We start from the raw sequence: 11,457 nt of genomic DNA, 5'->3' as shown, positions 1-11,457 counted from the left end.
TCCCGAAGGCTGACGAAGGCCTCCAGCGGATGTCGCCAGGGCAGGGAAAGAGCGGGAGAGTCCATCAGAGCCCTAGGTCGGTCGGAGACGCAGGCAAGGCAAGGCCTAGGAGACGAATTTCCATTTTTGCGAATAATTCGCATTTACGCTGTGAGTAAAAGTTATTAGGAGCGATTATCATTATCATTCGCATCTTAGTCAGGCCCTTCATGCGCTTCCTAAACTTCGCCTTCGTCCTTGCATCCCTCGCCCTCGGCGTGGGTTCGGCGCGGGCCGAGGATGAGGCCGCGCAGGTCTCGACCCTGGTCGTCACCGCGCCAGCCGAGGAGGGCTATCTGCCCGACCGGCTCGACACGGCCCTTCGCATCGCCACGGATCTCCGGGATGTTCCGCAGTCCGTCGGGGTGGTCTCGTCCCAGCTGATCCGAGACCAGGCCATGCAGTCCATGGCCGATGTCCTGCGCTACATTCCGGGCGCCACCATCGGCCAGGGCGAGGGGCACCGTGATGCCCCAAGCCTGCGGGGCAATGCCTCCACGGCGGACTTCTTCGTCGATGGCGTCCGGGACGATGTCCAGTACTACCGCGACCTCTACAATGCCGAGCGGGTCGAGGTGCTGTTGGGCCCCAACGCCATGATCTTTGGCCGGGGCGGCGGGGGCGGGGTGATCAATCGTGTCACCCGGGTAGCCGATGGCCGCCGCCACGTCGGGCTCAGCCTCGAGGGTGGGGACTTCGAGCACCGGCGCGTGGTGGGTGATCTCGGCGCGGCCCTGACCCCTGAGCTTTCCGGTCGGATCAACCTGCTGCACGAGCGGTCCGGCAGCTATCGCGACTTCGTCAATGTCGAACGCTGGGGGGTGAACCCCTCGGCGACCTACCAGGGGGAGGGAGGGTTCACGGCTACCCTGTCCTTCGAGCGTTTCGTCGATGACCGCACCACGGACCGCGGGGCCCCCGCCTTTCAGGGCCGGCCCCTCCCCATTCCCGTTGGTGCCTATTTCGGCGACCCCACCCAGAGCTGGTCCCGGGTCGAGGCGGACTCCGCCCGGCTGGCCTTCGACCTGCCGCTCCGCGACCATCTGACCTTGCGCCACCGAACGGTCTGGGGCGGCTACGACAAGGGCTACGGCAATGTCTACGCTTCGGGCTCGGCGGTTGCCGACGCCCAGGGCAAGGCCTCGACCTACCCCTTGCAGGCCTATCGGAGCTTCACCGACCGGACCAACCTGTTCAGCCAGACCGACATGGTCTGGACCCTGGGCGGGGAGGGCGCGCGGCGGACGTTCGTAGCGGGCGTGGAGCTGGGGCGGCAGGAGACCCGCAACCTGCGCGAGACCGGCCGCTTCGGCGGTCCGACCGGGCCGACGACCCTGGCGGGGGTCTCCGTGCAGGACCCGACCCGCCGCAACCTGGTCATCGCCTATGCCAACGCCGGTTCCGACGGGCACAACTCCGGCGTCGCAGATGTGGCGGCGGCCTTCGGCCAGGTCCAGGCGGACCTCGGCCCCCGGGTCCAGCTCATCGCCGGCCTGCGCTACGATGTCTTCAGCCTGGAGTTGCGAGACGAGCGGGCGTTGGTCACCGGTCGGCGGGACTTCTCGCGGACTGACCGAATCTGGTCTCCGCGGCTGGGCGTCGTGGTCCGGCCGGTCGAGCCCCTGTCCATCTATGCCAGCTATTCGGTGTCCAGCCTGCCGGCTTCGGGCGACCAGTTCGCGGGCCTTTCGCTGTCTACCGAAACCCTCAAGCCCGAGTCCTTCGAGAACCTGGAGGCCGGGTTCAAGATCGACCTCGGTCCGCGCCTGATGGCCACTGGTGCAGCCTACCGTCTGGACCGCGAGAACACCCAGGCGCCGGATCCGCTCAACCCCGGTCGCGTCGTTCAGACCGGCGCCCAGAGGAGCACGGGCCTGGAGCTCGGGCTCAGCGGCAAGGTCACAGACCGGTGGGAGACCGTGGCCACACTGGCGGTCCAGTCCGCCCGGATCACCCGCCAGACCGCAGCTGCGCCTGCGGGCCGCCGCGCCGCCTTGACCCCAGACTTCACCGCCTCGTTCTGGAACAAGGTCGAGGTCACGCCGAGGCTCGCCCTCGGCCTCGGTGTTGTGCATCAGGGCGACATGTTCGCCTCGATCTCCAATGCGGTAACCCTGCCGGGCTTCACCCGGGTCGACGGCGCGGTCTTCCTGAGGGTAGGCGAGGACTATCGCCTGCAGCTCAATGTCGAGAACCTGGGCGACATTGCCTGGAGCCCCACCAGCCACGGCGACAACAACATCCAGCCGGGCGCACCGCGCACGGTTCGGGTCTCGGTCTCCCGGGGGTTCTGAGCCTCAGTAGCCGGGGGGCGGGCGGAAGCCGCCGTTCAGGGTCTCGATCAGGCCGGCGACGGCCAGGGTCGTCTGGTCGGCCCAGAGGGGTCCGATCACCTGGAGCCCCATGGGCAGGCCCTCGTCCGACAGGGCGACGGGGACAGCGGTGGCGGGCAGTCCGGGCAGGGTCGGCAGTCCCGCCCAGACCAGATGCTTCAGATAGGAGATTTCGACGCCATCCACGGTCAGTTTCCGGGATCCCATCGACCCTTCGGTCACGTGCGGGAAGGCGGCGGTCGGGGCAATAGGCGCCAGCAGGACGTCATGGTCCTGGAAGAAGCGCGCATAGTCCGCCCTCAGCCTGTGCCGCCGCTCGTCCGCCGCCTTCCACTCCTGGTGGCTGGCGGCGTAGCCGGGCGACATGGCGGCGTTCAGGAGGTCCCGGTAGAGGACGTTCTGCTCGGCCAGGTCCGGACCTGGCAGGCCGGGCTCTGTGACCTGAGCCCCGGCCGCGGCCAGCCGGGCGCCGACCTCTCGGACGGCCGCCTTGCACGCCGCCGACGTCGGCGCCGCCGGGTCCTCGACATGGATGGCGACCCTCAGCCCCAGGGCCGAATGCGAGCGGGGAGAGGCAGGCGGCAGGCGGGCACCGGGGATTCCGCCGGTGGTGATCGCGGTCAGGACGTCCAGTCCCAGGCGCACATCCGCAACGGAGCGTCCCATCGGACCGGCCACCACCAGGTCCATCAGGGCGTGGGCCCAGACCGGTGGGCGCGGGCTCTCGCCGAAGCGGTCGACGGCGTTCCATGTGGGCTTATGGCCGAAAACCCCGTTGTAATGGCAGGGCACGCGGATGGACCCGCCGATATCGCTGCCCAGTTCCAGAAGCGTCATGCCGGAGGCTAGGGCAGCGCCTGCCCCTCCGGAGGATCCGCCGGCGGTCCGATCCGGGTTCCAGGGATTCCGGCAGAGGCCATGGATGTCGTTGTAGCTCTGGATGTCCCCGCCGAACTCCGGAAGGTTGGTCTTTCCAAAGACCACGGCCCCCGCCGCCCTCAGCGCCGCCACGGCGGGCGCATCGGCTTCCGGCCTGTAGTCGGACAGGGGAACATGCCCCGAGGTCGTGACCAGGCCCCGGGTGGCGAAGATGTCCTTGATGGTCATGGGCAGGCCGTGCAGCGGGCCCATCAGCCGTCCCTGACGGCGGGCCTCGTCGGCGGCACGGGCATCCCTGAGCGCGCCGTCCAGGTCCATGGCCACGACGGCGTTCAGGACTGGATTGAACTTTTCGACGCGCTCCAGCTGGGCGGTGAGGAGCGCCTCGCTGGTGATGGAGCCCCGGGCGAGGGCGTCCAGGGCGTCCGTTGCCGTAGCCGTCGAAAGGTCAATCATGAGGTCATTCCATCAGGGACTGGAGTTCTGAGATGCGCGAAGTGGTGAAGCGCGTGTCGCACCGAAGGCGCGCCGCTTCCTTTGGCAGGGCCTCGGTCGAGACGCCCGCGGCCTCAATATTACAGTCCGCCGTCTTCTTTCGGACCCAGGCGCGTTGCATCTCCAGGAGCGGGTTGCGGGCGTCCTCGGGGAGCGCCTTCCAGACCGCGTTGATCTGCTGGTTTGCCAACTTATTCTCGGCCGCGGCCATGTCGAGGTCCGCCTTCTGGGCCGCCTCGGTCTGCTTGGCCGTCTCGGCGTCGGCGGCGGCCACTCGTGCGGCCTGGGCCTTGCTGGCGCCCTCGATCTCGTTTCGGGCGAGGTGGGCGCCGACCACCTGGCCGAGGGCGGCAAACTTGGGTGAGGCACCCTCAACCTCGCCGTAGATCTTGTCCTTCTTGTCGGTAGGCTGGACGCTGTACTCGAGGTCGAAGGTCAAGGCGTCCGCCGAGCGCTTCAGGCCGGCCTCTTCCAGCAGGCTGTCCACATTGGACAAGTCCAGCAGCTTGCGGGTCTGGTCAGCGTCCTGGATCATCGCCAGGGGAATGACGACCTTGGCGGTCCCAGCGCAAAACCGCTTGGTGCTGTCGGGGTCCTTTTTGGTGGTCCGGACGTCCTCTATCAGGACCTTCAGCTCGGCGATGGTCGCGCGGATCTTCGATGCGGCGGACATGCGGGTCCCATCCTCAGACGCCAGCTCGGCCTCTGCGGCCTTTTCCACCTGCTCCCGGACGATGGCGGTGATCACCTCGCGGGAGGAGTCACTCGCGCAGTCCGTCGCGGCGACGCCGCAGCTGGAGAAAAGGGCACCTAGGGCCAGAACGGGAAGGATCGTGATGGACTTCATGTCTTTGCTCTCCAAGCCATTCTCGCGAGGAAAACCGTAGGGTCCAGTCCTTAACCGGTTGCAAAAGCGGCTTCAGGTCCCCGCAGGGCGCAGGAGGGCCGCCGCGGCGGCGAGGATCACGGCCAGGGCCTCATCTCGCGCAAGGCCCTGCTCGCGCCGGAGCCGGGACCAGGCCTCGAAGCTCATCACGAGGTCGAGGGCCTCCATCCGACCTGGATCTGCGCACGCCGCCGGCAGGTCCCTGGCGAGGGCCTGCCGCAGGTTTGAGACCATCTGGGCGTGGTCGCGGGCCAGGAAGTCAGAGCGGTGACGGTGCGCTGTCGAGGCGTGCTTGAAGGGAAAAATGCGCTCATAGGCCTCGGCCCGCCGGGACGCCAGTTCAACCAGCCGGCCCGATTCATCGCCCGATGCCAGGGGACGGGCGACCAGGTCCGCGAGTTCGCCCTCGATGGTCCTGCTGATCTCGGCGTAGAGGTTGTCCATGTCCCGGAAGTGGCGGAAGACTGTCCTCAGACCGACATCAGCCCGGGACGCCACGCGTTCCGCCCCGGGGGCGACCTCTCCCTCCCGCATGAGTTCCAGCATGGCCTCGACGATGCGATCGCGGCTGTCGAGACCGCGTTGGCGTCGGCCATCCGTCTCCTCGGGCTCGGAGGTCATCCCGCCAGAAGAGCCTCGCAGCCGGTTCCGTCAAGGACCACATCCACCACCGCCCGGGCGTCCGGGGCGAGCGCGGCGTAGGCGTCCCTCAGGGCCTTCAGGCACTTGGCCTGGTAGGGGAAGGGCTGCTGCGACCAGGGCTGGCCGTCGACCTCGGCCAGGACTTCCGCCGCACCCGACATCACGGCCCGGGCATTGGCCAGCATGACGGGCGTGTAGACGCGTCCGATCTCGGCAAGCAGGGCCTTCAGGGTCGGCGGCGGGTTCGCCGGGTCGATCCAGTCTCCGTCGCCAGGTTCTACGCCGGACTGGTCCTCCATCATGCCCACCCAGGCGGTGACGCGCGGGGCGACCGACAGGGTCAGGGCGGCGGGCGTGGGATCAAACTCCGCAAGCTGGGTGAGCTGGCCGTAGGTCGCGAAGTCACTGGCACCCGGCCGGTGCCCCATCAGGTAGGGCAGGACCCGAAGATGGTCCTCGAAGGCCCCAAGGAAGCGCTTGTAGCTGGCCTCGATGATCGGGCCGGTGACGGCGTTGGACCCGACATAGCGGAGCCTGCCGATCTGCCGCTCGGCGACCGCCCGCCCGCGCTCGGCCAGATCCGCGTCGGGGACCGACAGCCCTCGCCAGCAGGGAAGGATGGCCGAGGCCTTGGCGATGTCTGCCGCGTAGGCCCAGCGATAGTGGAACATGGCCTTGGTCAGCCACTCGTCAGCATAGTCCTCGATCAGGGCGTCCAGGAAGGCCAGGGCGGCATCGCCAGGGATGAGGCTGCGGTCTGTGTGTTCCCGCTCGAAACGCTGGATGAGGGGCGTAGAGTCCGTCACGGCCTCCAGTGCCCCGTCCACCCCCGGCAGGTAGAAGGTCGGCAGCAGCGGCACCTTGGCCCTCGGCAGGTCCGCCAGGGCCGAGTTTGAGACAACCAGGAAGCGGTACGGGATCCTGCGGTAGCGTAGGACCGCCAGCATCTTGCGGGTATAGGGCGATCCGGGGGCGCCAGAGAGGGCGACGGGGTCGGTCATGGGCGGAGGTCCTGGTTAGAAGAAGCGCTTGAGCCGGTTGGTGCGTTGGATGTCCTTGGAACCCGCCGGAAGGGTGAACATATCGCCGTCCTGGCCGACCCGGATCTCGCCCTTGAACACCTTGCGGCTCTTGCCGAGGAAGGGACCTTCGAGGGCTCGCAGAGGCAGGGGCGGGACAATGTGGGTGAAGACCAGGGTCTTCACGCCGGCCTTCGCAGCCAGGGCAGCCACCGCTTCCGGATCGGAATGGTAGGTGGTGATGTCCCCGAGGATCTTCGCCAGGTTGGCCTTCCCGGCCTTGCGGGCAGCGGCCTGCTGGATCCCCACCAGGCGGCGGGAGAGACCCTCATGCACAAGCAGGTCCGCCCCGCGCGCAGCGCGCTCGACATTGGGCGATATGTCGGTGTCGCCGCTGATCACGGCCTTACGCCCCTTGTACTCGATGATGTAGCCGACCGCCGGTGAGACCGGGGCATGATCGACCGGGAAGGCGCGGATCTTCAGGTCCGGTTCGTCGATGAGGACGACGTCATCGGCGCCGGAAAGCGCGTCGAAGGCAACCGGCTGACCGCCGAAACCCGCAGGCGGGGTCACCGCCTCGCCGTGGTGCGCAATGCGATAGTTCCGGTCCAGCCCGTAGGCGGTCATCAGGCCGCTGACGACAGTCTCCACGCCTGTGGGTCCGTGGACGAGCAGGGGTGCGGTCGCACCAGACCCTGCCCAACGCTGGAGCATGAGCTCGCCCAGGCCGTCGATATGATCGGAATGGAAGTGGGTCAGGAAGACGCCCTCGACCCGGGATGGCGAAAGCCCCATCAGGGACAGGTTTCGGACCGACCCGGCTCCGACATCGAAGATGAAGAGTCGCTGACCTGCCAGGACCGCCGTGCAGGGCCCGGCCCTTGAGGGATCCGGCATGGGCGAGCCCGAGCCGCACAGGGTGACGTGAAGGCCATCGGGCAGGCCGTCTGCCGGGGAGGCCGCCATGGCGCGGTCGTAGATCCGGCCCATCAGGCGGACCGCGATCTCGCCCCTCATCAGCCAGGCGCCCGCCAGGAGGAGCATGAGAGCGGCCCCAAGTCCCAAGAGGAAGCGTTTCATGGCGTAGGGTCTCCTCTGCCGTCGCCTCCGGTGCTTGACCGGTGGAATTGATAATGGCACGGCTATTGCCATTAGTTTCCCGCCTCGGCGGGACTGTCAACTGGAACCGGGGCGCATCGCCCTCTGGAGGCATGGAATGCAGGTCCTGCGAACCCCCGACGAACGCTTCTCGGGCCTTCTGGACTGGCCGTTTGTGCCGCACTACGAAAATATCCAGGGCCCCGATGGGGCGGCCCTGCGGCTCGCCTACGTAGATGAAGGTCCCCGGGACGGCACGCCCGTACTGCTGATGCACGGCGAGCCCTCCTGGTCTTACCTGTACCGCAAGATCATTCCCCTGCTGGTCGCCCAGGGCCACCGGGTCCTGGCCCCGGACCTCATCGGCTTCGGCCGGTCCGACAAGCCCGCCTCGCGCGATGACTATACCTACGAACGCCACGTGGACTGGATGAGCCAGTGGCTCCTGGGCGTCGACCTTAAGGGTGCGGTGCTGTTCTGCCAGGACTGGGGCGGATTGATTGGCCTGCGCCTCGTCGCCGCCTTCCCGGAACGATTTGCTGGCGTGATCATCGGGAACACCGGCCTGCCCGTCGGCGGCGGCTCCAGCCCCGGCTTCGAAGCCTGGCTGAACATGTCCCAGACCATCCCGGTCATGCCCGTCGGCGGAATCGTGAACATGGGCACCACCCGGGAGCTCAAGCCTGAAGAGGTCGCAGCCTACGACGCCCCCTTCCCGGACGAGTCCTTCAAGGAAGGCGCCCGCCAGTTCCCCACCCTGGTGCCCATCACGGCGGAGCACGGCTCGGTGGCCGAGAACCTGGCGGCCTGGAAGGTGCTGGAAGCCTTCGAAAAGCCCTTCCTGACCGCCTTCAGCGACAATGACCCTGTCACAAAGGGTGGCGAGACGGCCTTCAAGGCCCGCGTCCCCGGTGCCCAGGGCGAGGCTCACATCATCCTTTCCGGCGGTCACTTCCTCCAGGAAGACTGCCCTGCCACCATCGCCGACCTGCTGGACGATATGGTCCGGCGCACCCGCTGATCGAAACCGGAGAACTTCCCATGAAGGTCGTCAACGCTATCTATCCGCCCCCCGAACAGGCCATGGCCTTCTTCTCCGCCGAGGAGGACGGGCCCTTCGTCATGGTCAACCTGCTGAAGTTCAGGCCAAAGGCTGAATACGAGGACGGCTCCAACAGCCACCTGACCGGCGCTGAGGCCTATGCCCTCTACGGTGCCGCCGTAAGCAAGCTTGTCGAGGCCCTGGGTGGGCGCATCCGCTATTCCGGCCGGGTGACCAGCCTGATGATCGGCGAGGTTGAGGACCTGTGGGACGCCGTCGGCCTGGCCGAATATCCCTCCCTGGCCGCCTTCCGCGCCATGGCCATGTCCGAGGACATGGGCAAGATCGACCACCACCGAAAGGCGGGCCTGGCAGGGCAGCTCAACATCCGCACCAAGGCTGGCGCCGGGTTCGAGTGATCAGAACTCCGGGTCGACCCAGTTCGGGAAGACGTCCGGAAGGCTCGAGACTGGATCGGAGAAATTGGCGGCACGCTTCTCAAAGAAGCTCTTTACGCCCTCTACCGCATCTTCGGATCCCCCGCGCGCCATAAGGGCCCGGCTCTCGGCCCGGTGCGCCTCCATGGGATGGCTGGCGCCAAGCATGCGCCAGCACAGCTGCCGGGTCAGGGCGCTGGAGACCGGCGCCGTGTTGTCAGCGTACTCGTGTGCCAGGGCGCGGGCAGCGTCCATCAACGACTCCGGTGGATGGAGGGCACTTACCAGGCCCTTCTCCAGGGCTTCTGAGGCTGGGAAGAGCCGGCCGGAATAGATCCAGTCCAGGGTGGCCGGCATGCCAACCAGGCGGGGCAGGAAGAAAGAAGAGGCGCCTTCCATGATGATCCCGCGGCGGTTGAAGACCAGGCCAAAGCGGGCGTCGGTCGAGGCGATCCGTACGTCCATGGGCAGGATCATGGTCACGCCCACGCCCACCGCCGCGCCATTGATGGCGCCGATCACCGGCTTTAGGCTGTCAAAGATGCGCAGGGTGACGAGGCCCGCCGTGTCGCGGCGGATCGGCGTATCCTTGTCGGGCTTTGCCGCACCGAAGGTCTGGCTGCCGCCGGAAAGGTCGGCGCCTGCGCAAAAGGCCCGGCCCGCGCCGGTCACGATGACCGCCCGGACATCGTCATCCCTGTCCGTCAGGTCGAAGGCGGCCTGGAGGTCGTTGCACATCTGAAGGGTCCAGGCGTTCATCCGCTCTGGCCGGTGCAGGGTGATGGTCGCGATGTGATCCTCCACCGAATAAAGGATCGTCTCGAAGGTGGGCGTGGAGCTGGGCATAATGATCTGGCCTTTCAGGATCAGGGGCGGAGGCGGGCGCGGACAGGCCCGCCATCGATGCGGATGAGAGCGCCATTGGTGAAGCTGGACGTGTCGCTGGCGAGCCAGAGGGCGGCGGGGACCATCTCCGTGGGCAGGCCGACCCGCATGCCACCCTTGGTCCAGCCGGGATTGGCATGGTCCGGTGGATCGCCCCAGTGCTCGGCCACGTCGGTGGCGAAGGGGCCCACGCAGATGGTGTTGACCCGGACATTCGGGCTGTAGGCGGCAGCAAAGCCGGTGGTCAGGACGTTCAGCGCCGCCTTGGCTCCGGCATAGGGCAGGGCGTAGGGCGAGGCTTCAAGGGAGGCGATGCTCGAAATGTTGATGATCGATCCCCCGTCTCCCCGGTGCATCCGGGCGCCCACCAGGGCGGAGAGCCGGAAGGGGCCCTTGAAGTTGACCCCGATGACCTTGTCGAAGTTGTCCTCCGTCACCTCCTCCAGGGAGGGATAGAGGGGCGACATACCTGCATTATTGATCAGCACGTCGATGCGGCCAAAGCGCCGGTAGACGGCGTCCACCATGGGTTCGATCTCGTCCCAGTTGGCCACGTGGCAGCGGTGGGCGAAGGTTTCGACCCCCAGCTTCGCCAGTTCGGCGGCAGCGTCTTCGCAGGCCGGCAGCTTGCGCGAGACAATGGCCAGGTTAGCGCCGGCCTCAGCGAAGGCCTGGGCCATGGCGCGTCCCAGGCCCCGGGACCCGCCGGTGATCAGCACGACCTTGCCCTGCAGGTTGAAGTCCATGGGTCTGCCCTCCTTGATCCGGTCTGGCCCCAGCAAGGCGGGGCGGGGCTCGGCTGTCAATGCTGACCGGGCGAAACGCCGACGGCGCTGGGCTTCACGCAGACCCACCGGGCGCGGTGGAAGTTCTCGACATTGTCGGTCCAGCCTGTGACCCGGGGCGAAATCAGGGCCCGGCTGACCACCTGGAAGACCGGGATTGTTCCCTCCTCATCCAGCATCAGCTGCTCGGCCTCCGCCAGCAGCTTCCCGCGCTTCCGGGAATCCGGCTCAAGGTCAGCCCTGTCGAGCAGGGCGTCGTAACGGGGATTGGCGTAGGCGGAATAGTTCTGCTGACCGGTGTCCGAACGAAACAGGCCAAGGAAGGTCAGGGGGTCGTTGAAGTCTGCGTACCAGTTCATCATGCCGACCTGGAAGTCCTTCTGGCGGTAGGCGGCGAAGGCGATCTGGCCCTCATTCTGGACGGTGGAGACCTTCAGCCCCAGAGTGGTCCAGTCTGCGGCGACGGCCTGAGAGAGAAGCAGGGAGTCCGGCGAGTTGGGGACCTTGATCTCCACCGTCAGCGGCCTTCCGGGGCCATAGCCGGCCTCGGCCAGCAGTCGGCGGGCTTCGGCCTGGCGCTCCGGGAACGGCATGTCCGCCCACTTCAGTCGCACGCCCTCGCCATGGCCCGCCGTCGCGGGCGGGACAAAGCTGTAGGCGGGCTTCTGACCGGCCCGCATGAGTTTGCCGGTGATGAAATCCCGGTCGACCCCCATCGACAGGGCGCGCCGCACCCGGATGTCCCGGAAGGCGGGCACGCCCTCGGCGTTCAGCGCGATGTAGGAGATGGCGAGGGCCGGATAGGTCCGGACATAGCCTGGAAGGGTGTCTCGCAGGCGCTGGACCCGGCTGGACTGGAAATTGGTGTTCAGGTCCAGTTCGCCGCGGGCGACCCGACGCTCAGCCATCACCGA

The 11,457-nt window shown here is 67.3% G+C and carries 11 protein-coding genes; 3 read left to right on the top strand and 8 right to left on the bottom strand.

Annotation, left to right across the window (positions count from 1 at the left end; genetic code table 11):
• The first annotated feature begins 209 nt into the window (after nt 1-209).
• Nucleotides 210-2,333 carry a TonB-dependent siderophore receptor gene (locus tag WCJ52_RS07935; RefSeq protein WP_336902768.1) on the top strand — a complete coding sequence of 708 codons (2,124 nt, stop codon included), beginning with the start codon at nt 210-212 and terminating at the stop codon, nt 2,331-2,333.
• Between the two features lie 3 nt (nt 2,334-2,336).
• On the opposite strand, the gene WCJ52_RS07930 is transcribed toward WCJ52_RS07935, so the two are convergent.
• From WCJ52_RS07930 to WCJ52_RS07910, 5 genes are all read right to left on the bottom strand, one after another.
• A complete protein-coding gene (locus WCJ52_RS07930; protein WP_336902767.1) occupies nt 2,337-3,707 on the bottom strand; it encodes an amidase family protein in 1,371 nt (456 codons plus the stop codon).
• Nucleotides 3,708-3,711: 4 nt separating this feature from the next.
• Nucleotides 3,712-4,593 carry a lysozyme inhibitor LprI family protein gene (locus WCJ52_RS07925; RefSeq protein WP_336902766.1) on the bottom strand — a complete coding sequence of 294 codons (882 nt, stop codon included), beginning with the start codon at nt 4,591-4,593 and terminating at the stop codon, nt 3,712-3,714.
• 72 nt (nt 4,594-4,665) lie between these two features.
• Nucleotides 4,666-5,253, bottom strand: coding sequence for a TetR/AcrR family transcriptional regulator (locus WCJ52_RS07920; RefSeq protein WP_336902765.1), 588 nt, complete (start codon nt 5,251-5,253; stop codon nt 4,666-4,668).
• Nucleotides 5,250-6,275 carry a glutathione S-transferase family protein gene (locus tag WCJ52_RS07915; RefSeq protein ID WP_336902764.1) on the bottom strand — a complete coding sequence of 342 codons (1,026 nt, stop codon included), beginning with the start codon at nt 6,273-6,275 and terminating at the stop codon, nt 5,250-5,252. The genes WCJ52_RS07920 and WCJ52_RS07915 overlap by 4 nt, the downstream gene beginning before the upstream one ends.
• Before the next feature lie 15 nt (nt 6,276-6,290).
• Nucleotides 6,291-7,376, bottom strand: a complete 1,086-nt coding sequence (locus tag WCJ52_RS07910) for an MBL fold metallo-hydrolase (RefSeq protein ID WP_336902763.1) — start codon at nt 7,374-7,376, stop codon at nt 6,291-6,293.
• 136 nt (nt 7,377-7,512) lie between these two features.
• Between WCJ52_RS07910 and WCJ52_RS07905 the strand changes: the two genes are divergently transcribed.
• Together WCJ52_RS07905 and WCJ52_RS07900 are read left to right on the top strand one after the other, a co-directional pair.
• Nucleotides 7,513-8,415, top strand: coding sequence for a haloalkane dehalogenase (locus tag WCJ52_RS07905; protein WP_336902762.1), 903 nt, complete (start codon nt 7,513-7,515; stop codon nt 8,413-8,415).
• Between the two features lie 20 nt (nt 8,416-8,435).
• Nucleotides 8,436-8,855 carry a DUF1330 domain-containing protein gene (locus tag WCJ52_RS07900; protein ID WP_336902761.1) on the top strand — a complete coding sequence of 140 codons (420 nt, stop codon included), beginning with the start codon at nt 8,436-8,438 and terminating at the stop codon, nt 8,853-8,855.
• Here WCJ52_RS07900 and WCJ52_RS07895 read toward each other — a convergent pair whose 3' ends face one another.
• The 3 genes from WCJ52_RS07895 to WCJ52_RS07885 all read right to left on the bottom strand — a co-directional run.
• The gene (locus WCJ52_RS07895; protein ID WP_336902760.1) at nt 8,856-9,719 is read right to left on the bottom strand and encodes a crotonase/enoyl-CoA hydratase family protein; all 864 of its coding nucleotides are present in this window, start codon (nt 9,717-9,719) and stop codon (nt 8,856-8,858) included. It lies immediately after the preceding gene.
• 20 nt (nt 9,720-9,739) lie between these two features.
• Nucleotides 9,740-10,504, bottom strand: a complete 765-nt coding sequence (locus tag WCJ52_RS07890) for an SDR family NAD(P)-dependent oxidoreductase (protein ID WP_336902759.1) — start codon at nt 10,502-10,504, stop codon at nt 9,740-9,742.
• A 56-nt stretch (nt 10,505-10,560) separates the two neighbouring features.
• Nucleotides 10,561-11,457 (bottom strand): ABC transporter substrate-binding protein (locus WCJ52_RS07885; protein WP_336902758.1); only part of this gene is annotated, 897 nt, incomplete at its 5' end.

It is taken from the genome of Phenylobacterium sp. (assembly GCF_037138395.1).
Lineage (GTDB): Bacteria > Pseudomonadota > Alphaproteobacteria > Caulobacterales > Caulobacteraceae > Phenylobacterium.
Note: the sequence above shows the minus strand (reverse complement) of the source record. Positions and strands in the feature narration are given on the sequence as shown.

Bases quoted from the DNA above. Each gene is read 5' to 3' on its own strand.
- WCJ52_RS07935 (WP_336902768.1), top strand. From the start codon at position 210: ATGCGCTTCCTAAACTTCGCCTTCGTCCTTGCATCCCTCGCCCTCGGC.
- WCJ52_RS07930 (WP_336902767.1), bottom strand. From the start codon at position 3,707: ATGATTGACCTTTCGACGGCTACGGCAACGGACGCCCTGGACGCCCTC.
- WCJ52_RS07925 (WP_336902766.1), bottom strand. From the start codon at position 4,593: ATGAAGTCCATCACGATCCTTCCCGTTCTGGCCCTAGGTGCCCTTTTC.
- WCJ52_RS07920 (WP_336902765.1), bottom strand. From the start codon at position 5,253: ATGACCTCCGAGCCCGAGGAGACGGATGGCCGACGCCAACGCGGTCTC.
- WCJ52_RS07915 (WP_336902764.1), bottom strand. From the start codon at position 6,275: ATGACCGACCCCGTCGCCCTCTCTGGCGCCCCCGGATCGCCCTATACC.
- WCJ52_RS07910 (WP_336902763.1), bottom strand. From the start codon at position 7,376: ATGAAACGCTTCCTCTTGGGACTTGGGGCCGCTCTCATGCTCCTCCTG.
- WCJ52_RS07905 (WP_336902762.1), top strand. From the start codon at position 7,513: ATGCAGGTCCTGCGAACCCCCGACGAACGCTTCTCGGGCCTTCTGGAC.
- WCJ52_RS07900 (WP_336902761.1), top strand. From the start codon at position 8,436: ATGAAGGTCGTCAACGCTATCTATCCGCCCCCCGAACAGGCCATGGCC.
- WCJ52_RS07895 (WP_336902760.1), bottom strand. From the start codon at position 9,719: ATGCCCAGCTCCACGCCCACCTTCGAGACGATCCTTTATTCGGTGGAG.
- WCJ52_RS07890 (WP_336902759.1), bottom strand. From the start codon at position 10,504: ATGGACTTCAACCTGCAGGGCAAGGTCGTGCTGATCACCGGCGGGTCC.